The 25,119-nt window shown below is 34.0% G+C and carries 25 protein-coding genes; 14 read left to right on the plus strand and 11 right to left on the minus strand.

Annotated features, from left to right (window positions below):
- Positions 1-171: 171 nt before the first annotated feature.
- From arfB to AC1RRQ_RS05650, 4 genes are read right to left on the minus strand one after another with little or no spacing between them, the layout of a single operon-like run.
- Complete coding sequence (gene arfB, locus AC1RRQ_RS05635) at positions 172-576, minus strand: alternative ribosome rescue aminoacyl-tRNA hydrolase ArfB (protein ID WP_493022042.1); 405 nt, start codon at positions 574-576, stop codon at positions 172-174.
- Positions 576-2,693: a DUF4301 family protein gene (locus AC1RRQ_RS05640; protein ID WP_493022043.1), complete on the minus strand. Its 2,118-nt coding sequence runs from the start codon at positions 2,691-2,693 to the stop codon at positions 576-578. Before AC1RRQ_RS05640 ends, arfB begins: the two co-directional genes overlap by 1 nt.
- A complete protein-coding gene (pnuC, locus tag AC1RRQ_RS05645) occupies positions 2,654-3,277 on the minus strand; it encodes a nicotinamide riboside transporter PnuC (RefSeq protein WP_493022044.1) in 624 nt (207 codons plus the stop codon). The genes AC1RRQ_RS05640 and pnuC overlap by 40 nt, the downstream gene beginning before the upstream one ends.
- A gap of 21 nt (positions 3,278-3,298) precedes the next feature.
- Positions 3,299-4,033: a phosphoglycerol geranylgeranyltransferase gene (locus AC1RRQ_RS05650; protein WP_493022045.1), complete on the minus strand. Its 735-nt coding sequence runs from the start codon at positions 4,031-4,033 to the stop codon at positions 3,299-3,301.
- A gap of 96 nt (positions 4,034-4,129) precedes the next feature.
- On the opposite strand from AC1RRQ_RS05650, the gene AC1RRQ_RS05655 reads away from it, so the two are divergent.
- From AC1RRQ_RS05655 to AC1RRQ_RS05665, 3 genes are all read left to right on the plus strand, one after another.
- Entirely contained in the window at positions 4,130-4,726 is a 597-nt protein-coding gene (locus AC1RRQ_RS05655) for a Crp/Fnr family transcriptional regulator (protein WP_493022046.1), read from the plus strand.
- An 81-nt stretch (positions 4,727-4,807) separates the two neighbouring features.
- Positions 4,808-5,095, plus strand: a complete 288-nt coding sequence (locus tag AC1RRQ_RS05660) for a hypothetical protein (RefSeq protein WP_493022047.1) — start codon at positions 4,808-4,810, stop codon at positions 5,093-5,095.
- Positions 5,092-5,490, plus strand: a complete 399-nt coding sequence (locus AC1RRQ_RS05665; RefSeq protein WP_493022048.1) for a group III truncated hemoglobin — start codon at positions 5,092-5,094, stop codon at positions 5,488-5,490. Before AC1RRQ_RS05660 ends, AC1RRQ_RS05665 begins: the two co-directional genes overlap by 4 nt.
- A gap of 95 nt (positions 5,491-5,585) precedes the next feature.
- Here AC1RRQ_RS05665 and AC1RRQ_RS05670 read toward each other — a convergent pair whose 3' ends face one another.
- Positions 5,586-6,236 (minus strand): 4'-phosphopantetheinyl transferase family protein, encoded by a 651-nt coding sequence (locus AC1RRQ_RS05670; protein ID WP_493022049.1) that lies wholly within the window; start codon positions 6,234-6,236, stop codon positions 5,586-5,588.
- Between the two features lie 318 nt (positions 6,237-6,554).
- Between AC1RRQ_RS05670 and ahcY the strand changes: the two genes are divergently transcribed.
- From ahcY to AC1RRQ_RS05715, 9 genes are all read left to right on the plus strand, one after another.
- The gene (gene ahcY, locus AC1RRQ_RS05675) at positions 6,555-7,871 is read left to right on the plus strand and encodes an adenosylhomocysteinase (protein ID WP_493022050.1); all 1,317 of its coding nucleotides are present in this window, start codon (positions 6,555-6,557) and stop codon (positions 7,869-7,871) included.
- 214 nt (positions 7,872-8,085) lie between these two features.
- Positions 8,086-10,404, plus strand: coding sequence for a patatin-like phospholipase family protein (locus AC1RRQ_RS05680; RefSeq protein WP_493022051.1), 2,319 nt, complete (start codon positions 8,086-8,088; stop codon positions 10,402-10,404).
- A gap of 246 nt (positions 10,405-10,650) precedes the next feature.
- Positions 10,651-10,935, plus strand: a complete 285-nt coding sequence (locus tag AC1RRQ_RS05685) for a hypothetical protein (protein WP_493022052.1) — start codon at positions 10,651-10,653, stop codon at positions 10,933-10,935.
- A gap of 48 nt (positions 10,936-10,983) precedes the next feature.
- The gene (locus tag AC1RRQ_RS05690) at positions 10,984-11,316 is read left to right on the plus strand and encodes a DMT family transporter (protein ID WP_493022053.1); all 333 of its coding nucleotides are present in this window, start codon (positions 10,984-10,986) and stop codon (positions 11,314-11,316) included.
- A gap of 18 nt (positions 11,317-11,334) precedes the next feature.
- Positions 11,335-11,853, plus strand: a complete 519-nt coding sequence (locus AC1RRQ_RS05695; protein ID WP_493022054.1) for a GNAT family N-acetyltransferase — start codon at positions 11,335-11,337, stop codon at positions 11,851-11,853.
- A 268-nt stretch (positions 11,854-12,121) separates the two neighbouring features.
- Positions 12,122-12,964 (plus strand): bifunctional helix-turn-helix domain-containing protein/methylated-DNA--[protein]-cysteine S-methyltransferase, encoded by an 843-nt coding sequence (locus AC1RRQ_RS05700; RefSeq protein WP_493022055.1) that lies wholly within the window; start codon positions 12,122-12,124, stop codon positions 12,962-12,964.
- 80 nt (positions 12,965-13,044) lie between these two features.
- Positions 13,045-13,758: a 2OG-Fe(II) oxygenase gene (locus tag AC1RRQ_RS05705; RefSeq protein ID WP_493022056.1), complete on the plus strand. Its 714-nt coding sequence runs from the start codon at positions 13,045-13,047 to the stop codon at positions 13,756-13,758.
- A 97-nt stretch (positions 13,759-13,855) separates the two neighbouring features.
- On the plus strand, positions 13,856-14,101 hold the full coding sequence (locus AC1RRQ_RS05710) for an Ada metal-binding domain-containing protein (RefSeq protein WP_493022057.1): 246 nt from the start codon (positions 13,856-13,858) through the stop codon (positions 14,099-14,101).
- A complete protein-coding gene (locus AC1RRQ_RS05715; protein ID WP_493022058.1) occupies positions 14,088-14,696 on the plus strand; it encodes an alpha-ketoglutarate-dependent dioxygenase AlkB family protein in 609 nt (202 codons plus the stop codon). The genes AC1RRQ_RS05710 and AC1RRQ_RS05715 overlap by 14 nt, the downstream gene beginning before the upstream one ends.
- Positions 14,697-14,701: 5 nt before the next feature.
- Here the strand turns inward: AC1RRQ_RS05715 and AC1RRQ_RS05720 are convergent, their stop codons facing one another.
- Positions 14,702-15,022: an MmcQ/YjbR family DNA-binding protein gene (locus tag AC1RRQ_RS05720; RefSeq protein WP_493022059.1), complete on the minus strand. Its 321-nt coding sequence runs from the start codon at positions 15,020-15,022 to the stop codon at positions 14,702-14,704.
- A 29-nt stretch (positions 15,023-15,051) separates the two neighbouring features.
- Complete coding sequence (locus tag AC1RRQ_RS05725) at positions 15,052-15,804, minus strand: NUDIX hydrolase (RefSeq protein ID WP_493022060.1); 753 nt, start codon at positions 15,802-15,804, stop codon at positions 15,052-15,054.
- A gap of 297 nt (positions 15,805-16,101) precedes the next feature.
- Between AC1RRQ_RS05725 and AC1RRQ_RS05730 the strand changes: the two genes are divergently transcribed.
- Together AC1RRQ_RS05730 and AC1RRQ_RS05735 are read left to right on the plus strand one after the other, a co-directional pair.
- Entirely contained in the window at positions 16,102-16,371 is a 270-nt protein-coding gene (locus AC1RRQ_RS05730) for a hypothetical protein (protein ID WP_493022061.1), read from the plus strand.
- Between the two features lie 224 nt (positions 16,372-16,595).
- On the plus strand, positions 16,596-18,617 hold the full coding sequence (locus AC1RRQ_RS05735; protein WP_493022062.1) for a DUF3857 domain-containing protein: 2,022 nt from the start codon (positions 16,596-16,598) through the stop codon (positions 18,615-18,617).
- A gap of 52 nt (positions 18,618-18,669) precedes the next feature.
- On the opposite strand, the gene AC1RRQ_RS05740 is transcribed toward AC1RRQ_RS05735, so the two are convergent.
- The 4 genes from AC1RRQ_RS05740 to AC1RRQ_RS05755 form a co-directional block, all read right to left on the minus strand.
- Positions 18,670-20,901, minus strand: a complete 2,232-nt coding sequence (locus tag AC1RRQ_RS05740; RefSeq protein ID WP_493022063.1) for a glycoside hydrolase family 3 N-terminal domain-containing protein — start codon at positions 20,899-20,901, stop codon at positions 18,670-18,672.
- A gap of 13 nt (positions 20,902-20,914) precedes the next feature.
- Positions 20,915-22,339 (minus strand): glycoside hydrolase family 30 protein, encoded by a 1,425-nt coding sequence (locus AC1RRQ_RS05745; protein ID WP_493022064.1) that lies wholly within the window; start codon positions 22,337-22,339, stop codon positions 20,915-20,917.
- Between the two features lie 2 nt (positions 22,340-22,341).
- Positions 22,342-23,181, minus strand: a complete 840-nt coding sequence (locus AC1RRQ_RS05750; protein ID WP_493022065.1) for an endonuclease/exonuclease/phosphatase family protein — start codon at positions 23,179-23,181, stop codon at positions 22,342-22,344.
- A gap of 177 nt (positions 23,182-23,358) precedes the next feature.
- A complete protein-coding gene (locus AC1RRQ_RS05755) occupies positions 23,359-25,116 on the minus strand; it encodes a cellulase family glycosylhydrolase (protein ID WP_493022066.1) in 1,758 nt (585 codons plus the stop codon).
- Between the last annotated feature and the right edge of the window lie 3 nt (positions 25,117-25,119).

The following is a 25,119-nucleotide window of genomic DNA, read 5'->3' on the forward strand; positions in this document are numbered from 1 at the left end:
GGTTCTTTGGGTATGATCTCAGCTCGTTATTTAGAGCACCCCTTTGAGACAGTGCAAATGTAATGTTAAAAAATCGAATTCTAAAGAAAGAAATTCCAATAAAAAAAATCCAAATTCCAAAAATTAAAATGACTTTTGGAATTTGGATTTTGAATTTTATAAAATTGGGATTTAATCCAAGTTCGGTTTCTTTCTAGATTGTTTTAAATCAGAAATATTCTTTTTGTCCTTAATTCTTTTTTTGATTACCGATTTTGGAATTTTTGTGGCTTTTCTAACTTTTGAAACATACAATCCTTTTTTAATTATTTCCAAAAAACGTTTTATAACAATATCTTTATTTTTAAGCTGGCTTCTGTCTTCGTCGCAGTTTAAAACCAAAATATTTTCGATTGTTAAACGAGAGGCAATATTTGTCTGTAAAAGCAGTTTTTCTTCTTCGGATAAAGCCTGAGAAGCATTCAAATCAAAAGACAAAACTACTTTCGACGAAACCTTATTTACATTTTGCCCGCCTGCACCACTGCTTCTAACGGCCTTAAAACTTAATTCTGATATGATTTTATCGCTATCCATTATTGTGGCTGATGCGCTGGTTTTAATAAATCGTTTACTGTTTTCACCGGATTAAAAGTAATTAACGGAACAGCAACAAAAACAGTTAACCAATTCGCCATTGAACCATTCCACAATCCTGGTAATTCGTAACTTTTAACCGCTTTTCCTTCAACGCTTTTCTCAACAATAAATCCAGATTTTTGATCTACATATTGTTTTAAATCAAATTTTTCTCCTTTGTAATTTTTAATACCGCAGACTAAATCAACTGGATTAAAATGTGTTGCTTCTTCGAGAATTTCAAGCTGTTTTTTATTGGTCAGATCAACCTGAGACGTTTCTACAATCTGCAGTGAAACTTCCCCTTTTTCATTCATTACCCAAAACGGTCCTCCGCCTGGTTCTCCTTCATTTCGAACCATTCCGCAAACCCTAATTGGCCTGTCCAGCAATTCTTTGATCTTAATAAGTTTATTTTCAAAAGTAAATTTATTAAAATCTTCTCCCATTTGAATATTCATTTTTTGTGTCAGAACATCGATAATTTCAGAAAGATCAGCTTCAGCTATTTCATTCTTATCAATAGCACTTAAATATCCAAATACTTTTTGTTGTACTGCGATTAAAATGCCGCCTAAAGCTTTTTTGTACAACGTAATTTTATCAATATGATTTTGAATTACATTATCGATGTTTTTAATAAAAATAATGTCTGAATCCAGATTATTCAAGTTTTCAATTAAAGCTCCATGCCCGCCGGGTCTAAAGACTAAATTGCCGTTTGAACTTCTAACAATTTTGTTTTTTGAGTCAACGTTGATAGAATCTGTACTTTTATTTTGATAAGAATATCCAATATTAATTTTTGTTCCCGATGGTTTTTCTATTTTCTCTCTAACTTCAGCAACAGCTGTTTCAAACAAATCCTGATGAATTTCTGAAACTGTAAAATGCAGATTAGAAACTCCTTCGGAGGTAGCATAATGTACACATTCGTTCAAATGCTCTTCTATTGGATTTGCAATATGCGTATTATTATATAAATGAAAAGGTAAAACCGCTTTTGGCTTATTTGCTGAATTATAATAGTCTTGCGATAATAGCAATTTTATAAAATAGTAATTTTTATAGTCTCTTTCCAGCGTTTCAAAATCCGGATAAATCTCTTTTAGTTTTTCGTGAACTGTTTTAAAAAAAGGAAACTTCTCCATACCTACAATAAAAATAGCCAATTCCTTGTCATTTTGTCTGTTCATGTAAGCATTTATGGTTTCTTTTTGAATATCGAAATCATTCAAAAAAGCAGTTAAAAACTTGAACATTCTGGTTGCTGCGCCAGAAGCCGGAACAAACTTTTTGATTTTCAATTTTTCTTTTTGATCATCAAAAAAAGCGGCTTTTTCTTCAAAATCAGCTTCAGATAAACTTAAAATTCCGTTGCTAATTGTTGCCGGGCTGATTAAGTTGCTCTTTGCTATTCCTTTTTTAAATATTTTTAATTGTTTTAGTATATTTTCGAAAGGAATACCATGATTGTAGATTTCGACAAAATCTTCAGATGATAATCCTTTTTCTTTCAAAGCACCCAAAGCATCAACAATCGTTATGGCTTTTGCTAAACGGCTTTCTTTATCTCCTGAAAGGGTTATAAAAGGTTTTTTAGTATCAATTAAGGCTTGTTTAAAAACAGAAAAAACGGTTTCTCTTCCTTCCGCAGTATCTCTAATATCGTCTTTTTCCCAAGGCACATCAATGTCTGTTAGAAAAAATAAATCATATTCATGATCTAGTGCAGCTTCATTTAAAAGCGGATCACAAAAACCATAATATACTTCTGAAAAAACTTTGGTAACCATTAAATTGGTATCACAGAACAAATACTTTTTAGCTGCAGCAAGTTTTTCGTTTTCTAAAGCAGTCTGCCCATAAGCAATAGGCATCATATCATCGGCAACGCAAATATGCTGATTTTCTTCCCATTTTTCCTGCAGGTAATCGCGTGCAAATTCAGGAACCCATTCGGTTTCATAATAATCTGCCAGTTGTTTTGCCAAAGTTGTTTTGCCTGTACTTTCAGGACCAAACAACGCAATTTTTATGATTGTTGTTTTTTGCTGTCTAAGATTTTTCTCCATTCTAAATAAGCTGAAATAGCCAAAATTGTAAAAATTAAATACTGAAGTGACAGCATCCCTAAGCCGCGATAAGCATAAAGAGGCACTACAATAATATCACCGATAATCCAAAGTGTCCAGTTTTCGATTTTTTTCCTTGCCATATACCACATTCCAGCAAAAAATATCCCAGACGATATCATATCGACATAATTGTCTTTGTGTATTTCGTAATCGAAATATTTATAAATCCCGAAAACTACGAAAACAGTTACGAAAAACAGTAAAACTCCAATTATTTTTTCATTAAAGTTTGTTCTTGTAATAGGCAGATTATCTTCGACTGTTGCGCCTTTTGCCCAAACATACCAGCCATAAATACTCATAATGGAGAAATACCCATTGATAATCATATCACCAATATAACCAGCGACATATAAAAGATACACGGAAATTACAGTTGCAATTAATCCTGTTGGGTAAACCCAAATATTTTCTTTTTTGGCAAACCAAACACTTAAAATTCCAAAAACAAATACCAGAAACTCCAAAGCAATATGCCATAACGGAGTATTTTTATAACTATCTAGAAAAAAGTCAATCATTTTTGTGGTATTTGTGTGCTGTTAAATTGATGAATCAAAAAAATGGCTGTCGTTTTCAAAAGCAGTTCCAATGACTACTAAATCTGCCCCCGCATTATAGGCTTCTTTAATTCCGTGCAAATCTACAATTCCTCCACCAACAATTACAGGAATTTCTATATTTTGAGCAATTAACGCTATCATTTCCAAAGGAACCGGCTTTTTTGCACCGCTTCCAGCCTCCAAATAAATTAACTTATTTCCCAACATTTCGCCTGCCTGCGCTGTAGCAAGAGCCAGATCAAAATTTTCACGATTCAGCGGTTCGGTTTTACTAACGCGCGCAACGGCAGTTTCATTGCCGCTTTCGATCAAAATATATCCTGTTGAAATAACTTCAAGATTTGTCTTTTTTAAGATTGGAGCTGCCTGGACCTGATATTCTATTAAATAATCCGGATTTCTTCCGGATAATAATGACAAAAACAAAATAGCATCCGCTTGTGGGGAAATCTGCGATGGATCACCTGGAAATATAATAACCGGCAGGTTTGTTTTTTGCTTTAACTGGGCAATTAAATCTTCTAAAATAGTGCTTTGAACAATACTTCCGCCAACAAATATATGTGTAGCCGGAGATTCATTTATTTTAGCTAATAAATGGTCTAGTTGTTCCCAAACGATTTTGTCCGGATCCAGAAGTATGGCCAGCAGCTTTTGCCCATTTTTCTTAGCCTCTAAAATTTGTTCGTGAATCGAAAGTAATTTTTGCTCCATAATGGGCGTAAAAGTAAAAAGTTTTTAACGTAGAAGAACTATTTCGAATGAATTATATTTGTAATGTCTCTGTTAATAATCAAACAAAAACAAATTATGATTACGGCTGCACTATTAGAAAAATATGGCGCTATAAAAAAGACTTTCGGCAAAAGTGAAATTATTTTTGAAGAAGGAAATCTGCCGGCGCATTATTACCAGATAATTTCGGGCGAAATCAAAATGAGTAATTATAATGATGACGGACGCGAATTTATTCAGGGTATCTTTTATAAAGAACAGTCTTTTGGAGAACCTCCATTATTTCTAAACCAAAAATATCCCGCCAATTCTATTGCGGTTGAAGACAGCGAAGTTTTTCTTCTCCCAAAAACCAACTTCATGAAACTGCTGGAAGAAAACCCGGCAATCAGCATTAAAATAATCGAAAATCTTGCACAGCGTTTGTATTACAAATCGGTTATGGCAGCAGAAATTTCTACGCACGAACCGGAACATCGGGTTTTAAAATTAATTGATCACGGAATTGCTTATTTTAATTTTAAAAAAGATACAAACGGCTACCTCATCAACTTTACCAGACAGCAAATAGGAGATTTAACCGGTTTGCGTGTCGAAACGGTCATTAGAGCCATAAAAGCCTTAGAAAAGAAAGGCGAATTGAAGATCATAAACAGGAAAGTATACAGATAAAAAAGTTCTCGTTTTATGATTTAAGTCATAAATAGCAGGGGTATTGCGAGCGTACCTTTGTTGGTATAAAAACTAAATACCATGACACTTTATCAAACAACATTCGAAAATTTCAATAAAAACTATATGGGTTCTGCTGCAATGGCTGTAATTGGTCAAAGCTGTTTAGGAGGCGCTGCAGCAATGTATGTTTTAGCAAACGGAACCTCAATTACGCAAATGATTCAGCTGGCCATAATTGTTCTGGCTTGCGTTTTTGCAAACACTTCTATATTAGCACAAATGAAACATAAAATGGTTTTTAATCTTATTATTCTAAGTGCATTTATAAGTATTGCACTAATTCTTTTAAACACCTTTGTTCTGTGAAAAAACAAATAGAAAATAGAGCTGATATCGTGTTTTTGGTGAATCAATTCTATGACAAAATAAGAGCCGATGCTGAAATCGGCTTTTATTTTAATGAAATAATAACCGATTGGGATGCACACCTGGAAAAACTAACTGATTTTTGGGAAACCAATTTGTTTGCTGTAAAAAAATACAAAGGAAATCCGCATGCGGTTCATAATGAAGTTGACGAGCATTTTGATGAAAAAATCACGGTAAACGAATTCGGCATCTGGCTTAATCATTGGGCACAAACTTTAGACGAACATTTTGAAGGCGAAAATGTAGAAATTTTAAAAAGACGTGCCCGTAAAATGAGCACTTTTCTATATATGAGTATGTTTCAGCACAGACAAAAAGAAAGTGAGATTTAATAGTTCAACAGTCATTGCGAGGAACGAAGCAACCTCACTATAATTGATTTAGCAAATGAGATTTCTTCGTTCCTCGCAATGACCAATCTTTACGGTTATTTCTCAAAAGCATAAACCAAAGTAAAGTTTCCTTCAAAATTATCTGATTTGATTTCTTCGTAATGCACATCAAAATCTTTAACCAAATCATCAAAATGAAGACTTGCCTGAGTCTGCGGTTGCTTTAAAGAAAAATCGCCTACTCTAATATGGTCTTTAAAACTAATTCCTTTTTCGTTTCTAATTTTAAAAATCGCTTCTTTAGCTCCCCAGATTACAGTAAGCTTCTTTACATATTCTTCTAAAACATCAGGATTTAAGTATTCAAATTCTGTATCGACAAATTTATCTGCAATGCGAAGAATTTTTTCGCGCTGCAATTCCATATCAATTCCTACGGTTTCGTGGCTTATAATAATTGCCGCAAAATGATAGGAATGTGTTATTGAGATGTAATTATGACAATCGAAATAAGGTTTTCCAAACTCGTCATAATGCAAATCCTTATCTGTAAAACCCATTTCCTGAATCAGCATACGAACACTCAAAAAAGCACGCTGATGCATTTGAGATCTCATTCCATCCAGTCTCTTTTGTGTTTTTTCTTTCAGCACAACTTTACTCAATAACTCCTCTAAGGATTCTGTTATTTCCCAAATTAAAATTTTAGTCGTATCGTTAAATTGTATGGTCTGAAATAAAGGCATTACTTTTTAATTGTAAATTATGAATGGTTAATTATAAATTATTGGTGATAAATTTTAAACCATATAAGTCATTTAAGAAAATATAACTGTTGGCTTAAATAATGCATTAGTAAATATAAGGAATTCGTGACAAAGGTAATAGTTTCAGAATCTTTTTTAAATGAACTTACATCACTTATATGGTTAAAAACAATTTCTAGAGTAACATTCTAAAGATTAAGAAATTAAAGATTTCACAAATCTTATAGAAATTACTAAAATTAAAAACCTATTCCGTAAATTTGCAAAAATTTTACAATATACAAATATACACTATAAATGAGTACTACAACTACGCCTTATGTGGCTTTCAAAGTAAAAGACATTTCTCTAGCGGCTTGGGGAAGAAAAGAAATTGAACTAGCTGAAGCTGAAATGCCAGGTTTAATGGCACTTCGCGCTGAATATAAAGACGAACAACCATTAAAAGGTGCTCGTATTGCTGGATGTTTACACATGACGATTCAAACTGCTGTTTTAATCGAAACGTTAATTGCTCTTGGTGCTGAAGTTACTTGGTCTTCTTGTAACATTTTCTCTACTCAGGATCAGGCTGCTGCTGCTATTGCTGCTGCCGGAATTCAGGTTTATGCCTGGAAAGGTCTTGATGAAGAATCATTTGACTGGTGTATTGAGCAAACTTTATTCTTTGGTGAAGACAGAAAACCATTGAACATGATTCTTGATGATGGTGGAGATTTAACTAACATGGTTATTGATCGTTACCCAGAATTAGTTCCTGGAATTAAAGGTCTTTCTGAAGAAACTACAACTGGAGTTCACAGACTTTACGAAAGAGTAAAAGCTGGAACTTTGCCAATGCCTGCAATCAATATTAACGATTCTGTTACTAAATCTAAATTTGATAACAAATACGGATGTAAAGAATCTGCTGTAGATGCTGTACGTCGTGCAACTGACTTAATGTTAGCTGGAAAAAGAGTTATCGTTTGCGGATACGGTGACGTTGGAAAAGGAACTGCTGCTTCTTTTAGAGGTGCTGGATCTATTGTAACCGTTACTGAAATTGATCCAATTTGTGCTTTACAAGCTGCAATGGACGGTTATGAAGTTAAAAAATTAAACACTGTTATTGCTAATGCTGATATCATCATTACAACTACAGGAAACAAAGATATCGTTCTTGGAGAGCACTTCGAGCAAATGAAAGATAAAACTGTTGTTTGTAACATTGGTCACTTCGATAACGAAATTGATATGGCTTGGTTAAACAAAAACCACGGTGCATCTAAAATCGAAATCAAACCACAAGTTGACAAATACAACATCGCTGGAAAAGATATCATTATCTTGGCAGAAGGTCGTTTAGTAAACCTTGGTTGTGCTACAGGTCACCCAAGTTTTGTAATGAGTAACTCATTTACAAACCAAACTTTGGCACAAATTGAATTATGGAACAACAGCGCAGCTTACAAAAATGAAGTTTACATGTTACCAAAACATTTAGATGAAAAAGTTGCTGCTTTACACTTAGCTAAATTAGGCGTTGAACTTGAAGTTTTAAGAGAAGATCAAGCAGCTTATATTGGTGTTCCAGTTGAGGGTCCATTCAAACCAGAATACTACAGATACTAGTAAATTTAGATTATAGATTTCTAATTTTAGATTTCTTTAATTACATATCAAACCCGACAGTTTTTTAAACTTGTCGGGTTTTCTTTTTAAAAAGTGAGAGACTTATTTCTGATTCAAAAAGATTTCTATAAAAAATATACTTTTTTAAGAATAACTCCTTAATTTTAAGAATCAGAATAAGTTACTATTTCTCAACTACATAAAAACTGTACTCTTGAAAAAAACATCTTATTTATTCCTCTTATTATTTCTGTTGTGTCTTCCGCACTTTATTTTTTCTCAGGAAAAAAAGCCTAAAGTCGTCTTAGTGTTAAGTGGCGGCGGTGCAAAAGGAATTGCACATATCCCTCTTTTGCAAAAACTAGATTCCCTGCACATTGTTCCAGATCTTATTGTTGGAAATAGTATGGGAAGTATAATAGGCGGTTTATATGCAATGGGATATTCTGGTGACAGCATAGAAAAACTAACCAAAAACATTAATTGGGATAGATTACTTGGAGGAGGCCAGTCATTAAAATCTGTCAGTGTAGAAGAAAAAAGAGAATTTCAGCGGTATTTAGTTGGAATTGGGATTAAAAACAAAAGACTGAACAGTATTGGCTCTTTATTAAATGATCAAAATTTAAGAGAATATCTTTCTGAGTTAACTTACCCAGTATATAACATTAGAGATTTTGACAGTCTGCCCATTCCCTTTAGAGCCATGGCTACTGATTTATCCGAAGGGAAAGAGGTTATTTTAAGCAAAGGAAGCTTAGCCTATGCCATGAGAGCCAGTATGTCGCTCCCTGCTATTTTCAAGCCTATGTCGTATGAAAAAACAGTTTTGGTTGACGGAGGCGTTTTAAATAATTTCCCTACAGATGTTGCCAAACAAATGGGCGCTGATATTATTATTGGCAGTGATGTCGGCGGCGGATTGGAACCCATAGACAAACTGAACAATGTTATCACTATACTCACGCAAACCAGTATGTTCCCGAGCAACATTAAGAATCCTGCCAATAGAAAACTCTGTGATATCTTAGTAGATCACATGCCCAACCTTCGTTTTTCGACTGCAGATTTTGCAGATAGTGCCGAAATCTATAAAGATGGTAAAATTGCAACAAACGAAAATCTTCCGGCTTTAATAGCGTTATCCGAAAAATTAAAAGGATATCAACAGCGAATTCACGAATTACCACACATGCCTTCAGAAATTATTTTGGATACGATTGTGTACAAAAAAATCAGTCCGGAAAACCTTGCTCTGGTATTAGGAAGAATAAATCTTAAAACACATGTAAAATATACCACAAAAGATTTAATAGCAGGTATCAACAGAGCCATGGGAACCAATCTTTTTGACGAGATTACGTACAACTATTTCATTAAAGACGGCGACAAACTAGGCGTTACAATCTTTGGCCATGAACGTGCCAAAAACCAACTAAACACATCGGTACATTACGACACTTATCGAGGTGTTGGACTCATTTTTAATTACACCGCCAGAAATGTTCTCGCCAGAGCATCCCGACTTCTGGTAACAGTGGATATAGCCGAGCAGCCAAAAGCACGAATCAATTATCAGAAAAATTTTGGAGGAAACCGGGATTGGTGGTGGTCATCTGAACTTTATGGAGCCTTATTGAGACAAGAAATTTTCTTTAATGGCAAAGCTTCAGATAATGTACTGTATAATTCTGTTGAATTTACTAATGAAATTAACAGAAATATAAACTCCCTTAAAAGCTATTTTGGTTATGGATTGCATTATCAATACTCTAATCTAAAACCAAAATACGATAGAGAATACAATCCTAACTCGATCGATATCAGGAATTATTCCTTAAACAGCATAGAATTAAACATGCATTATTCTTATAATGATATGGATAAAGTTTTCTTTGCTGAAAATGGAACAATTATAAAAGCAAATGTAGCCCGATCATTGCTAACAGATGTCTACACCTCTTTTAACGACCCAAATCATTCAAGCATATCTGGTGCTACCAATGGTTATACAAAATTTGGTTTCAGTTATCAAAAAAGAGCGCTCTTAAAAAAGAAAATTACAGGAATCATTGGGTTCGATTCTTACTTTATTTTTGAAGACAAACTTAAAGAAGATCAAATCCCCTATTCGGATTTTGGTTATGCCTCAAAATATTTCTTAGGCGGCATTATACCAAGCTCCGGCAGTAATCGATTTTCATTTCCCGGCCTCCATGAAGACGAACTCAATGTTTCGCAATATATGGGCTTAAAAATAGCTTCTCAAATAAATCTTATGGGAAAAATCTACCTGACTCCCCATTTTAATATTGCAACTGTTGGGTTTGAATCTTTTGAGAAATACATCAACAAAGCATTTAGTCCAAAAGGAAAATGGGATGACGGCCTTGATCCCAGCCTTGTACTATCCGGAGGCGCAGCAATTTCTTATCAATCCATTTTAGGCCCTATTCATTTTGACACTTCATGGATCAATAATATCAACAAAGTACGATTATTTTTCAGCGTAGGATTATCATTCAATCCATAGCAATTTTTAATCTAAAATCTGAATTCAAAAATTCATCTGGGCGTGCCATAATTTAAAAAAAGGCCTAAATATACTTTGCGTGCATTAGGCCTTTTCTTAAATCATGTCGGGCTATCCGCGCTGCTTCGGCAGCCTGCTACTATCCCTCACGCATGCATAGACCAATAACTTTAAATAGTCTTCTAATTATTTATAACTACTAAAATTTTAAGTTTAAATTTGAAACCCAGAACATCAAAAAAAATTATGATCGAAAAAGTTTTATGTGAAATACATGGTTCAAAAGAAATGACTTTCGGCTGTATTCACATTGCAATGACAATAGATTCAAAAGAAAAAACAGGTTTTTATTATTCTGAAGCAGAAGAAGACCTTCCGCAGATTGCCTGGTGCGAACAATGTGAACAATATCTTCTGGATAATGGAGAAGAATGGACCGACGTTTTTCAAGCCAATGCCGATTTTAAAATGCTATGCATTGACTGCTTTGATGAGGCAAAAAATAAAGAAGATGAAATTCATATTCGATAAACTCTTTTCCGTTTCAAACAAAGCTTAACTTTGTAAAAAACGTAAACCATGAAGAATTTTTTATTTTTATTCATTGCCATTATATTCGAAATCATCGCGACATCGGCACTAAAAAAGTCGGAACAATTTACACAGCTTATTCCCAGTATCATTACACTTATTGGCTACTTCGCTGCTTTTTATTTTTTAAGTTTTGCGATTAGAACAATTCCGGTTGGATTTGCTTATGCCATTTGGTCTGGTGTTGGTATTGTTTTAATTACCGCTATTGGTGCTATATTCTTCAAAGAAATACCAGATTTACCTGCCATAATTGGATTGAGTTTAATTATAATTGGCGTTGTTGTAATTAATGTTTTTTCTAAAACTACGGCGCATTAAAACTTTTTGAGTCAACAAATGATAGTATCATTTGACACTATCACAAACAGTATTACGCTAAAAATCAAACTATTGATGATTTTCAAAAAAGCCAAAATCTCAGACCTTGCCGAAATGCAGCAATTGTATATCGAAACCATACAATCTGTCTGCAAAAACGATTATAATACAGCTCAAATAGAAGCCTGGATTTCTGGTGTCAAAAATACAGAACGCTGGGTTGAGGTAATCAACAAACAATTGGTATTGCTTGCAATTATCAATCATCAAATCGCTGGTTTTGGAACTTTAAAAGATGGTAATTATATAGATTTCTTTTATATTCACAAAGACTTTCAACGGCAGGGAATTGCGGATAAGCTTTTAACGGAATTAGAACTTGAAGCTAAAAAACAGCATTCAAAAATGATAACTTCGGATATCAGCATCACTGCAAAACCATTTTTTGAAAAGAAAAGATTTGTAGTAAAAGCAGAACAAAAAAATAGGGTAAACGACGTTGAAATCATTAACTATAAAATGAAAAAAGAATTATAACGAACAATATAATCTCGCAAAGACGCAGAGTCGCAAAGTTTTATTTTTTAAGTTTATAATCTTTGTAGACTTACTTTGACATCCTTCGACTTCGCTCAGGAAGACAAAATTGAGAAAAATCTTTGCGACTCTGCGTCTTTGCGAGATTAAAAATATTGCGAGCTTTGCGTAAATCTTTTCGCCTTTGCGGTTAGAAAAAAACTCAGCAAGTTTCGGATTTTATACCCGCAAAAACCAATCGATCTTTGCTTTATAAAATTGAATGAAAATGAACACACAGGAAACCATCAATTATAATCGTATTGCAGATGCGATAGATTATATCAAAGCAAATTTTAAAGAGCAGCCTAATCTTGATGAGGTTGCAGCCAAAGTGCATTTGAGTCCGTTTCACTTTCAGAGACTTTTCAGCGATTGGGCAGGAACAAGTCCGAAGAAGTTCTTGCAATATACCAGTCTGGAACACGCAAAAAAATTACTCAAAGAAAATCAGGCTACAATTTCTGAAACGGCTTACGAAACTGGTCTTTCGGGCACCAGCCGATTACATGATCTATTTGTAAATATCGAAGGAATGACTCCGGCCGAATATAAAAACGGAGGAAAAAACCTGGAAATAAACTACAGTTTTGCCGAAAGTCCGTTTGGGAATATCATCGTAGCATCGACCCAAAAAGGTGTTTGTTTTATGGCTTTCGCCGAAGATGAAACTATTGGCTTTGCTGATTTGAAAAATAAATTCCCAAATGCTTCTTTCTCACGAAAACTAGATTTAGCACAACAAAATGCACTTTTCATTTTCCAAAATGACTGGAGTAAATTATCTGAAATTAAACTGCATTTAAAAGGAACCGATTTTCAGCTGAAAGTCTGGGAAACTTTACTAAAAATCCCGATGGGACAACTTTCTACATACGGCACTATTGCGCATCAAATTCAAAAACCAAATGCTTCGAGAGCCGTTGGAACTGCGATTGGCAGTAATCCTGTCGCATTTTTAATTCCTTGCCACCGTGTAATCCAATCTTCGGGAGTTTTTGGCGGTTATATGTGGGGAAATACCCGAAAAACAGCGATTATTGGCTGGGAAGGCGCACAGGTAAATCTGTAATAATTGTAAAATCCCAAATTTTAAATTCCAAATTCCAATGATTATTCATCACTGGAAACTTTACTTCATCTAAAATTATTATGCAAAATATACAATCTAAAATTGCTTCTCAAAACTGGGAAAGCATCACCGAATCTATGCATGAAAATGGATTCGCTATAATTCCAAATATCCTAAATAACGAACAATGTGAAGATCTGAAATTCGATTATGACAATCCTTCTTTATACCGAAAAACGGTTGTTATGGAACGCTACAGGTTTGGTTTAGGCGAATACAAGTATTTCAATTATCCTCTGCCAGATTTGATTCAGGATATTCGTTCTTCCATCTATCCAAAGCTGGCAGCTGTTGCCAATGCATGGATGAAAGCGCTAAATATCAATACTATTTTTCCGGACAAACACGAAGAACTATTAAAACAATGCCATGATAATAACCAGCTTAAAGCCACTGTTTTAATTCTGAAATACGGCAAAAGCGGCTTTAATACTTTGCATCAGGATTTGTATGGCGATATTTATTTCCCTATTCAAATTGTGCTTTTTCTAAATGAACCTGATGAAGATTTTACTGGCGGTGAATTTGTTCTAACACAGCAAACTCCAAGAGCACAATCTAAAGCGATTGTCTTAAAACCAAAGAAAGGAGATATTCTCATTTTTACAACCAATTTCAGACCCGTAAAAGGTTCAAAAGGATATTATCGTGTCAATATGAAACATGGTGTAAGCGAAATTCATTCTGGTGAAAGACATACCTTAGGGATTATTTTTCATGATGCGTTAAATTAAGGTTCAAAGGTTCAGAGGCGCAAAGCGACAAAGTTTTACAACCTACCCAAAACCTCTGAACCTTTGCTGCTTTGAACCTTTGTAACTTAAAGAACAAATGATACAACACAATAAAATTCCCGACTCTGATCTCCAGAATAAAATTAAAAATGCAGAAATTTGTTTCGGTGGGAACCAAAAATTAAAAATCTACGGAACGCTTAAATGCAGTTCGGGGAAAAGAATGAAACGTGAAAATCGGGTTTTCTTTTCTTCCCAGAATGAAGCGAAACAAAATGGTTTTAGACCTTGCGGACATTGCATGAAACCGGAATATTTAAAATGGAAAAATGGACTTATTTAATCCTCAAATAGACGAAACAACAAATCTGCTTCCTAAAGATGGAACGGTGAATTATTACGGAAAGCTATTTTCGAGAACAGAAGCTGATTTCTACCGTGATATTTTATTAAATACAATTGAATGGAAAAATGATGAAGCCATTATCTTTGGGAAACTAATCTTAACCAAACGAAAAGTAGCGTGGTACGGCGATCAGGAGTTTGAATATACGTATTCGAATACAACCAAAAAAGCTTTGCCTTGGACTCCCGAGCTTTTGAAACTAAAAAAAATCATTGAAGAAAAAACAGGAGAAACGTTTAATTCCTGTCTGCTCAATTTATATCATTCCGGAGAAGAAGGAATGGCATGGCACAGTGATGCAGAAAAAGATTTGAAAAAAAACGGCGCAATTGGTTCTGTTAGTTTTGGTGCCGAAAGAAAGTTCGCTTTCAAACACAAAGAATCTAAAGAAACAGTTTCATTAATCTTGGAACATGGAAGTTTGTTGGTCATGAAAGATGAAACACAAACGCATTGGCTTCACAGACTTCCTCCAACAAAAACTACTCAAAAAACGAGGGTAAATTTGACTTTTAGAACGATTGTGAGATAGAAATATTACTTCTTTTGCGAAGCCACAGTTTCATAGGATCGTATTAACGCGTCCTCAAACATTTCGGGCCTTACTCTTGAAAGTTCCACAATTGTCCAGCCTTGCGCTCCCCATTTATTTGGAATTGGATAGAAAATCTTCTCGCTTGATGCACAAAAAACCGATTGATCGATTTCGTTTAATTTTAAAACGGCGTGATTATTTTTTTCATCAAAAGTGGCAAAAATTTTCTTTTTGATTCGGAAAGAAGTTTTCTCAAAATGAGGTTCTTCAGTTGAGTTTGGAAACGATAACGCTAATTTTCTAAAGGTTTCGATAGCGACCATAATTGTAAATTTTAAAGTTTAACCTTAATTTACCAACCCTGATTTAATCCATTTTTTAAGACCTCGTTGTATTTTTCTTTATCAAAAGAATATAAGTTCGGTGCTTTGTGTGCTACATTATTTTTCTTTTCATCAAGCTTAGTCAGAATGCCTATGTTGGTTATTTTTCTAAGAAAATTTCTTCTGTCTAACTTTTTGTCTAAAATCGTTTCGTAGAGTTTTTGCAGTTCCGGAATTGTGAATTTTTCGGGAAGTAAATTATACCCTATCGGCATTAAATTCAATTCAATTCTAAGTGTATCCAGAGCTTTATCTACAATTTCTTTATGATCTAAAATGAGTTCCGGAACTTCTTTGTGATCAATCCATTCAATTTCGGAACTGTTTATTCGGCTGGGAACTATTTTCAAAAAATCGACTAAGGCATAATAGCCTATGGTAACAAAACGCTGGGTAAACCATTTTCCTTGTTCGGCATCAATATTTAAGCGTTTTAAAATTTCTTCACCAAAATGATTATCGTTCCTTTTGATTTTTCCAAAAGTGGCAAATTGTCTCAAAAAAACGCCCTCTACTCCAGTTCTTTCATTTAAAACGGTTACTGCCGCAACATCAATATCCTGATCAATTGGAATAAATCCTCCTGGCAAAGACCATTTATCGTTATGTGGTACTTTAATCAATAAAACTTTTAATTGATTATCATGAAAACCAAAAATCACGCAGTCTATTGAAAGACCAGGCTGATAATTTTTATTATTTTCTATAATGGATTGCAGCATTTGAGTCTTTAATTATTTCTTTTCCTTTTTAATGGAGGATGCAATTTACTTTATTTTTTAAGATCCCAGATCATTTTTAAGCAAAACAAGCGTTTTTACTCGTTTGCAAAAATGAGAACGAAAAGTGTATAAATCACAATTTTAGTTAAAATTAAGAAACGAATTGAAAAAATAAGTACATTGCGTCATAATAACACATTAGACATTAAAATTGTTATAATCTTTAATTTTAGAAAGAATAAAATTACAAATTAGATTTATGTTTATAGATTTTTTTGAGAAGTAAAAAGATCCTTAATGCAAGTGAATATGATAGCCAATCCGTTAAAAAATATCAACGAAAAGATTCGATCCAAAATTTGGACTTCTTTTGGATTTGTTTCTAAAACCTATCTTTTAGAAGCGTCATTAAAATATAGTGAAGAACAGGAAAAAATCTTCAACCAAATGATTGTTGAAACTGAAGCAAAAGATAAAAAGGCAAAACGCGAAGCTTTTGACAAAGCATTATATGCCTCTTATAAAGGAATTGGTGCAATGGACTTTATAAATACAGTTTTAAAATAATTTTTTATCCTATTGTATTTTAAGAAGAGCATCTTTTAAAAACAATTTTGTTCTAACTATCTTAAAATCAAAAAGTCTCTAAACTTCACTTTTCGGTGGAGTTTTTTTTATTGAAAAATTATTGCTTATTTTTAGACTTCAACTACACAAATTCTCTACATTTGTTAGGACAAAAAGTACGATTATACTTAATTAAAAGCCACAAAAACAATAATTTATTTACAATGGAAAACACAATTCAAGCAGAAAATTATAAAATTCAAAAGCCGGAAAATTGGGCAAGCGTTATTACTGATGATCAAATAATTGAACATATAAAAGAGTCTGATTTTTCAACGAAACAAGTTGAAGAAGGTAGAGATTATTGCTATTTTCTAGACAAGATTTATTACACAAGCGATATCAAAAACAGCGAATATGCCTGCGTTGCTTATACGCTGAACGAACCTTCTAATCTTGAAAGCGCATCTGTAATGGATGTTGTGGTTGAAGAAAACGAAACTTACATTATACATAGAATCAGCGTTTTGAGAGAAGGCGTTTTAATTGATAAAATTCCAGATACCAAAATAAAAGTATTAGACAGCGAAAATCAAAGTGACGGCGGTGTTTTAAGCAGTAATAAAAAAGTAAATATTACGATAAAAGACCTCCGTCTTTATGATGTTTTAATTATAGAAGATTCTAGAGTTAAGGTATTTACAGAACGTGATTTTATGCGCAAGGAATTCCTTAAGTATGTTTGGATTAGTCCAAATAATTATTGGGCATACGGTTCTTATAAATTTACTTTTATCAATGAGCGCGAAAAAACGATTGCCTACAAAAAAACCTTTTTTAGAGATGAACAGGGAAATGTAATCGAACCGGAAATTAATTACCTTAAAAAAGGCGAAAGATTTATAATTGATAAAGAGAATTATATCAATTATGTTGATTCGAATAGAGAGGTTGCTCCTTTTATAGATTTTGCTACAGACAGCAATTGGACTGATTTGTCTAATTATATTTCACCGCTTTACGAAGAAATCTACAACAAATCTTCCTTACAGGATTTCGCACCTAAACTGGTCGAAAAACTGGATGCGATTACAGACAAGGATGAGCAATTGCAATTTGCTATTGATTATGTTCAAAATCATGTTTACTACATTTTTAATGCCGATGAAATGAACGGCCATAAACCTCAGGAACCTTCTATTACTTACGAAAATAAGCAAGGAGACTGTAAGGCAAAATCTGTTTTATTGAAAGTGATTTTAGATTACATCAACATCGATTCATCTGTTGTTTTGGTGAACTTTAATACAGATCATTATATTAAATACTATTTACCTTCACTGCTTACTTTTAATCACGTAATTCTAAAAATTAATTACAAGGGTCAAACGTATTTTATCGATGCAACAACCAGAGACGAATTTGGATTAATCGAAAATCGCGGGTTTATCTATTTTATGCATTATTTAGAAGTGAAGCCAAATCAGGAATTACAGATTAAAGCGCCTCATAAATTTTCTTATTATGGCATTAATGAAAAAGTAGATTTTACGGCTCAAAATAATACAGGACTGCTAAAACTTACTACAACGTACAAAGGAAATCGCGCTAATTATATGCGTAAATATTTTAAAAACACCAATAAAAGAGAAATTATAGACAGCTGGAATAATTTCTTATTTTATACTTTGAATTATTCTAATGACAGAAACGGAACTGATATTAGAACTATTTTTAAAGATGCCGCGATTGACATTGTAAGCGATGATAAAAAGCTGAATGAATTTACAATTCACTATAATGCTTCTATCGAAGGTCCTTATTTTGTAGATGCGCAAAAGAACCGTTTCTTAATGTATTTTGACCGAAATGTAGTTAAAAACGGAGCGAGAGATTTTATGCATACTGATATTCCGTTTTGGCATAATTTTGACAACGAAAAATATGAAATTAATCTTGAAACAGATCAGCGAATAGATACTGAAGAAAAATTTACAGTTCAGGAAAGTACGATCAACAATCCTTATTTTGATTTTACAAGCCGTAAAAAAGTTTCTAAAAACGGGGCTTCGATATCTATTGATTTTAAGCCTTTGTCGAATTTAGAAATTCCAACAGAGGACTTCGAAAAATTCAGAACAGATCATCATACGATTGCAGACAGCAATTTTGGAATTGGAATTGACATTATCGAGCAAGGTTTGCTTAATCTTTTAAAATTCAATTTTAAGAAACGTCTTAAATAGAAAAATTTATTATATAAAAAATGGGGCTTTAAGCCCCATTTTTATTGATTTACTAATTTGCCAGTAATTCAAAATTTGATCTTAGTTTAATATCTGCTGATGAAGCTCCAATCATAACTTCAAAATCTCCAGGTTCTGCAATCCATTCTATTTTATCATTGTAGAAAGAAAGCTTTTCTTTGTCGATTGTAAATTCGATTGTTTTAGATTCTCCTGCATTTAATTTTACTTTTTGGAAATCTCTTAATTCCAAAACCGGACGCACTACAGATCCGAATTTATCTTTTAAATATAACTGGACCACTTCTTCTCCAGCCACTTTTCCAACATTTGATAATTGAAATGAAACTTTAATTGTTTCGTTACTTTTGATTTTTGATGCAGAAAGTTTCAAACCAGAATAATCGAATTTAGTATAACTCAATCCGTAACCAAACGGAAATTTAGGAGAGTTTTTTAAATCGATATAAGCCGAAACATAATTTTTTGAATCTTCGTCTTTAGCTGGTCTTCCGGTACTAAAGTGATTGTAATAAATAGGAATTTGTCCTACTTCTCTCGGGAACGTCATAGGCAGTTTTCCTGACGGGTTGTAATCGCCAAACAAAACATTTGCAATAGCATTTCCAGCTTCAGTTCCTAACCACCAAGTATACACAATTGCAGGAACGTTATCTGCAGTCCAGTTAAAAATAAGCGGTCTTCCTGCATTTATTAAAACTACAACCGGTTTTCCTGTTGCCTGAATTGCTTTTACTAAATCTTCCTGAACGCCTGGTAAATGAATATCGCTTCGGCTTTTGGCTTCACCACTCATGTCGCGTCTTTCTCCAATACTTAAAATAACAACATCTGCCTGCTTTGCTGTTTCTACAGCTTCGGCAAAACCATCTTTATTTGTACCGTCTATATCACACCCTTTTGCATAAAGCAATTTAGTGTTTTTACCTACTTTGTTTTGTAAACCATCCCATTGCGAAACGATCCATTTATTGTAATCTACTTCTGGAAGTTCTACAGACCAGAATCCCATGTTTTCTTTGTATTCTTTAACCATCGGCCCAATGAAGGCGATTGTTTTTAAGTTTTTAGAAAGAGGTAAAGTCTGGTTTTCATTCTTTAACAAAACAATACTTTTTTGAGCTACTTCAAGCGCTGCTTTTCTATGTTCTGGATTGTTTAATGCTTTTTCAGCTCTCTTTTCATCAGAATATTTATAAGGATCATCAAATAAACCTAATTCATATTTTTTACGAAGAATACGTTTTACAGCATCGTCGATTAAATCAACAGAAACTCGGCCTTCTTTTACTAATTGTGCTAAATTATATCGGTAAGCATTACTTTCCATATCCATGTCGCTTCCTGCAGTAATAGCTGAATACGCTGCTTCTTTAAGATCTTTTGAATATCCGTGTGCTACCATTTCTCCAATAGAACCCCAATCCGAAACTACGAATCCCTGAAAGTTCCATTTTCCTTTTAAAATATCACGCTGCAAATGTGCATTTCCTGTAGCCGGAATTCCGTTTACATCATTAAATGAATTCATAAATGTTGCAGCTCCTGCATCTAAAGCCGCTTTAAATGGCGGTAAATACGTTTCCCATAACATTCTTTCGCTCATATCTACAGAGTTGTAATCTCTACCTCCAACTGCTGCTCCATAAGCTGCAAAGTGTTTTACACAGGCCATAACCGAGTTTAAATCGCCTAATTTGTTTCCTTGAAAACCTTTTACTCTTGCGTAGGCAATTTTAGATCCTAAATAAGTATCTTCTCCTGCACCTTCCATAACACGTCCCCAACGCGGATCACGGCTAATATCTACCATTGGTGCAAATGTCCAGTGAATACCGCTTGCGGCTGCTTCTGTTGCGGCAACTCTTGCTGCTAATTCAATTGCTTGTAAATCCCAGCTTGCAGCTTCGGCTAACGGAAGCGGAAATGTTGTTTTGTATCCGTGAATAACATCCTGACCAAACAACAACGGAATTTTAAGACGTGACTGCATAGCCAGTTCCTGATATTGTCTGGTATATTTTGTTCCGATGATATTTAGCATCGAACCAATTAAACCTTGTTTGATTTCAGTTTGTTTGTTGGGATTTATTGTAATTGGCCCCGTTGCCTGATTATCGCCTGTGTATTGATTAAGCTGCCCTATTTTTTCTTCAAGGGTCATCTTTTTCAATAAAGCATTTACTTTTTGATCGATTGTTTCTTGCTGCGCGGCCGCAAAAAACGTGACCATCAACAAGGCAAATGTGGTTAATTTTCTCATAGTTTAATTTTGATTACCAAACGTAAGTGGCAACTGCACCAGCGTTTAAGGTAGTTGAAATTTGTTTTTGATTGTATTTTATATTGAATGTTTCTGCTGCAATTCCATCATTTTCTACAATTAGAACTGTTTGTCCAGATGGCGTTTTAAAAGCAACATTGTATAGATTTCCGCTAATATTACTTCCAATTCTTACTGATCCTTCCGGTACAAATTTAGAAGCGTGGCCAATGATATAGTACCCAACTTCTCTTTTGATATTTTGAGCCTGATCGATCATTAAAGCCCCTTTACAAGTAGAGCATCCGCCTGGTGTAAAAGGTTTGTAAAATTCGTCATTTGCCAATCCCCATGAAAGTGCGTTTACACTCCAGTTACGCATTGAACCAATTACGACGTTTTTAACGCTCCATTTCAAATCAGATTCGAAACTGCTTTTTGAGCCTGTATATTGTTCTGTAAAATACAAATCTTTGTTAGGAAATGCATCGTGAACTGTAGACAAAGCGCTGATATCTCCTTCGTATAAATGAAATGCAGAACCTGCTACAAAAGGATTCGCTTTTGCATCTTTTAAAATCGTTAAAGGATATTCCGGCTTGTTACAGTTGTGGTCATAAACCACGATTTTGGTCTTGATTTTGGCTTTCGCGAAAGCGGGACCTAAATGATTTCCAATAAAATCTGCCTGTTGTTCTGCAAGCATTAATAAACTTGGGTTATTTCCCGGATGCAGCGGTTCATTTTGAGGCGTAATGGCATCAATAACAATTCCGTGCGATTTCATTGCCTGAATATATTTTACAAAATACTCTGCATAAACCTGATAATATTTTGGCTGTAAACTGCCGCCTTTTGAGCTTCCGTTATCTTTCATCCAAACTGGAGGCGACCATGGCGAGCCCATAATTTTTATTTGCGGATTTATGGCTAAAATCTCTTTTAATAAAGGCACAACATCATTTAAATCCGGGCCTAAATCAAATTTTTCCAGTTTTAAATCCGTTTGGCCTTCTGGTAAATCATCATACGAAAAAACTTTCTCATTCAAATCTGAAGCTCCAATACTAATACGCAGGTAACTTAAACTAATACCATCATCGTTTTTAGAAAACAATTCGCGAAGCAATGCTTCTTTTTTTGCTTTATCTAATTTTAAAATGGTTTGAGCACTTCCTCCGGTTAACGAAAACCCAAAGCCTTCGATGGTTTGGAATTTTTGAGAAGGATTTACTTCAATAGTCTGGTTTGAATTGGTTTCTGTTGTAAAAACCAAATCGTTCTGTTTTTTTAGTTTAGAAGATTCATCTGTGGTTGTCACCCAAGATGCTGCTTTTCCCGAATTGGTTACCACGCTTTTTGAAGATCCGCATTTTATCTGCACTGCAATAAGAGGCAGTAAAAGCAGGATTTGAAGTTTTTTGTTGATGTTTTTCATTTTTAATCTATTTCTATTAAAACAGGCAAATGATCCGAGGGATATTTTAAATCTTTAGAATCACTTAACACTGCATGTTTTTGAATTTTTAATCCACTGTTTTTTGAAACAAAAATGTAATCCAGTAATAATGTAACAGGCTCGTTATGTTTAAAATCGTTAAACGTTCCCGATGGTCCAAATGGTTTTTCTATCGAAACATCTTTTGTATCATCCATTACTTTTTTAATTTCTGTAATTTGTTTTGTATCAGGCTCTGAATTGAAATCTCCCATTAAAAAAGCAGGGTATTTTTTTGTATTCAATTCGCTTATTTTTTTCAAAACAAGCTGTACGCCTTTTACTCTTGCTTCTTCGCCCATGTGATCCAGATGAAGATTAAAAACCCAAAATGTTTTTTTAGTTTTTAAATCTTTAAAAAGCGCATAAGTACAAACTCTGTTGCAAGCGGCATCCCAGCCTCTTGACACTACATTTGGTGTTTCTGACAACCAAAATGTATTAGATCCTTCTACTTTAAAACGATCTTTTTTGTAATAAATCGTACACGCTTCACCTGTTCCTCCTTCTTCTCGTCCTACTCCAAACTTGTTATAATCTGGCAAAGCCGATGCTATATAATCAACTTGATTTGGAGTTGCTTCCTGAACCCCAAAAATATCCGGGCTGTAAAATTGTATTTGAGAAGTAAAATACTCTTTTCGTTTTGGCCATGCGTTTTCTCCATCTGAAGCAACATCCAAACGAATGTTGTAAGTCATGATTTTTAAATTTTGACCATAAAATGCACCGCTTACAAAAAGTAGGAATACTACTAAAATAATTTTGTTTATCTTTTTCATGTTTAAAAAATTTTAATCCGTAAAGCTAATGTTTCTGAAGCCTTAAAGAAAAAAACTTATTTAAAAGTTATGTTAATTATGTGTGTTAGAATAATCAATATCAAATATATCATCGCTATTCACTTACAAATTATCAATTTAAAATTCTTACATAATTAATGCACATGAATTTTTATCCTATTTTTTAGCGTTTCCTTTTTTACTCTCTGAAAAATCCAAATAATTCAAATTGAAACCTCCTTTTTCAAATACGACTTTAATCTTATTTTGTCCTGCATTCAATTCAACATCAGATAAAGTAATGGTTTTCCATTTTTCATTTCCTCCGGTTACAGGCAGTGTTATTGCTTGCGATTTTGTTCCGTTTGCTGTTTCTAAATACAGTTTTCCTTCTAAATTCTCGCTTGAATAACGAATCGCAACATTGTATTTACCTTGTTTTTTAACCTGAGTTGTAAATTGAAGCCATTCGCCATCGTCGATAAATGAAACCTGAAAACCATTTGATCCAGCATCTTTGCAAGGCAGAATATCAACACCATCGTTTCGCATTGTGTTTCCTTTATTCCACTCTTCGAACTTGTTGGTTTCTACTCGGTAATTCACAAAATCTGTATCAGAATAGGCATATCCGTTTGTTCCTAAATCATAATGCGTTGCCGCAATTTTTCCGGGAATTACATTTTTCTTGTATGCTTTTGTATCGTTGGTTTGTACTTGTCTGAACATAGCGTCTATTACATCTGGTTTCACTGTTACGTTTTCCATTTTGTAATTATCAGCCATTTTCATTAATGCTTTTTTCGAAAAATCAGCCGATGGTTTTTGACCGCCGTCTTTCCAGTATTTCAATAAAACATCGTATTCCGGAATTTTGGTTACAGAAGTTACTCCGGCAATATTTTCGATTTTTTTCATTGGCCAAAAAGCCCATCCAATATTATTGCTTTCAACTAAAGTCAAAACATCTTTAAACCAAACATTGGAGTTTTCGCCGCTTTCACCTAACCAAATTGGAACATTGTATTGTGTTCTGTAATCCAGCATTTTTTGGATTGATTCTTTGGTATTGTAATTCCAGTATTTATGAAAACTTAATGCCATGTTATCATCCCATAAAGGGAAAATTCCGTTGTAATTATTTCCCCAGCAGTTTCCTTCAATAAATATTAAATGATTAGTATCGACTTCGCGGATTGCTTTAGTAACGGCAACCATTAAATCTCTTAAAGGGCCGTTTGAGTTTTCATCGCATCCATTTTTATTCGATCCGGTAAAATTCCAGTTTGGTTCATTGATAATATCGTAAGCTCCAATCCATTGGCTGTCTCTGTATCGCGAAGCCAGTTTTTTCCATAAAGCAATCATTTTTTTCTGATTGGCTTCACTTTGCCACAATGCTGGTTTTGTAGTATCGTAGTCCGAAATTGCGGCATCATTTCCTTGTCCGCCCGGAGCAGCATGTAAATCTAAAATCAAATAAATTTTATTGGCTTCGCACCATTTCAATAAATTATCGGTCATGGTGAAACCTTCTTCAATCCAAGTAATTTCACCGTTCTTTTCCTGCTCGATTGGCGGTGTATAAAGATTATAGTGCATTGGCAGACGAATAGAATTGAATCCCCATTTTGCAAGAGAATCGACATCGCGTTTTGTAATTCCGTTTGCTTTATAGGCAGCATAAAACTCTTTTGTTCCCTGCTCTCCAATTACGTCCTGAATTTTTTGTTTGATTATATACTGCGGACTCGCGAAAGGCTGTGTCTGCAGCATATATCCTTCCTGCACCATCCAGCCGCCAAGACCTAAACCTCTCAAAATAATATTCTTCCCGTTTCCGTCAACGATCTTTTGTCCGTCTCTATGTAAAAAACCTTGTCCAAAAGAAGCAATCGAAACTAAAAGCTGTAGGGTTATCAATATTTTTTTCATGCG

Source organism: Flavobacterium sp. GW821-FHT12A05 (genome assembly GCF_058807735.1).

What these genes read in the sequence shown, in the direction of transcription:
- arfB (WP_493022042.1), bottom strand. Translation starts at nt 576, where the DNA reads ATGGATAGCGATAAAATCATATCAGAATTAAGTTTTAAGGCCGTTAGA.
- AC1RRQ_RS05640 (WP_493022043.1), bottom strand. Translation starts at nt 2,693, where the DNA reads ATGGAGAAAAATCTTAGACAGCAAAAAACAACAATCATAAAAATTGCG.
- pnuC (WP_493022044.1), bottom strand. Translation starts at nt 3,277, where the DNA reads ATGATTGACTTTTTTCTAGATAGTTATAAAAATACTCCGTTATGGCAT.
- AC1RRQ_RS05650 (WP_493022045.1), bottom strand. Translation starts at nt 4,033, where the DNA reads ATGGAGCAAAAATTACTTTCGATTCACGAACAAATTTTAGAGGCTAAG.
- AC1RRQ_RS05655 (WP_493022046.1), top strand. Translation starts at nt 4,130, where the DNA reads ATGATTACGGCTGCACTATTAGAAAAATATGGCGCTATAAAAAAGACT.
- AC1RRQ_RS05660 (WP_493022047.1), top strand. Translation starts at nt 4,808, where the DNA reads ATGACACTTTATCAAACAACATTCGAAAATTTCAATAAAAACTATATG.
- AC1RRQ_RS05670 (WP_493022049.1), bottom strand. Translation starts at nt 6,236, where the DNA reads ATGCCTTTATTTCAGACCATACAATTTAACGATACGACTAAAATTTTA.
- ahcY (WP_493022050.1), top strand. Translation starts at nt 6,555, where the DNA reads ATGAGTACTACAACTACGCCTTATGTGGCTTTCAAAGTAAAAGACATT.
- AC1RRQ_RS05685 (WP_493022052.1), top strand. Translation starts at nt 10,651, where the DNA reads ATGATCGAAAAAGTTTTATGTGAAATACATGGTTCAAAAGAAATGACT.
- AC1RRQ_RS05690 (WP_493022053.1), top strand. Translation starts at nt 10,984, where the DNA reads ATGAAGAATTTTTTATTTTTATTCATTGCCATTATATTCGAAATCATC.
- AC1RRQ_RS05695 (WP_493022054.1), top strand. Translation starts at nt 11,335, where the DNA reads ATGATAGTATCATTTGACACTATCACAAACAGTATTACGCTAAAAATC.
- AC1RRQ_RS05700 (WP_493022055.1), top strand. Translation starts at nt 12,122, where the DNA reads ATGAACACACAGGAAACCATCAATTATAATCGTATTGCAGATGCGATA.
- AC1RRQ_RS05705 (WP_493022056.1), top strand. Translation starts at nt 13,045, where the DNA reads ATGCAAAATATACAATCTAAAATTGCTTCTCAAAACTGGGAAAGCATC.
- AC1RRQ_RS05710 (WP_493022057.1), top strand. Translation starts at nt 13,856, where the DNA reads ATGATACAACACAATAAAATTCCCGACTCTGATCTCCAGAATAAAATT.
- AC1RRQ_RS05715 (WP_493022058.1), top strand. Translation starts at nt 14,088, where the DNA reads ATGGACTTATTTAATCCTCAAATAGACGAAACAACAAATCTGCTTCCT.
- AC1RRQ_RS05720 (WP_493022059.1), bottom strand. Translation starts at nt 15,022, where the DNA reads ATGGTCGCTATCGAAACCTTTAGAAAATTAGCGTTATCGTTTCCAAAC.
- AC1RRQ_RS05725 (WP_493022060.1), bottom strand. Translation starts at nt 15,804, where the DNA reads ATGCTGCAATCCATTATAGAAAATAATAAAAATTATCAGCCTGGTCTT.
- AC1RRQ_RS05730 (WP_493022061.1), top strand. Translation starts at nt 16,102, where the DNA reads ATGCAAGTGAATATGATAGCCAATCCGTTAAAAAATATCAACGAAAAG.
- AC1RRQ_RS05735 (WP_493022062.1), top strand. Translation starts at nt 16,596, where the DNA reads ATGGAAAACACAATTCAAGCAGAAAATTATAAAATTCAAAAGCCGGAA.
- AC1RRQ_RS05740 (WP_493022063.1), bottom strand. Translation starts at nt 20,901, where the DNA reads ATGAGAAAATTAACCACATTTGCCTTGTTGATGGTCACGTTTTTTGCG.
- AC1RRQ_RS05745 (WP_493022064.1), bottom strand. Translation starts at nt 22,339, where the DNA reads ATGAAAAACATCAACAAAAAACTTCAAATCCTGCTTTTACTGCCTCTT.
- AC1RRQ_RS05750 (WP_493022065.1), bottom strand. Translation starts at nt 23,181, where the DNA reads ATGAAAAAGATAAACAAAATTATTTTAGTAGTATTCCTACTTTTTGTA.
- AC1RRQ_RS05755 (WP_493022066.1), bottom strand. Translation starts at nt 25,116, where the DNA reads ATGAAAAAAATATTGATAACCCTACAGCTTTTAGTTTCGATTGCTTCT.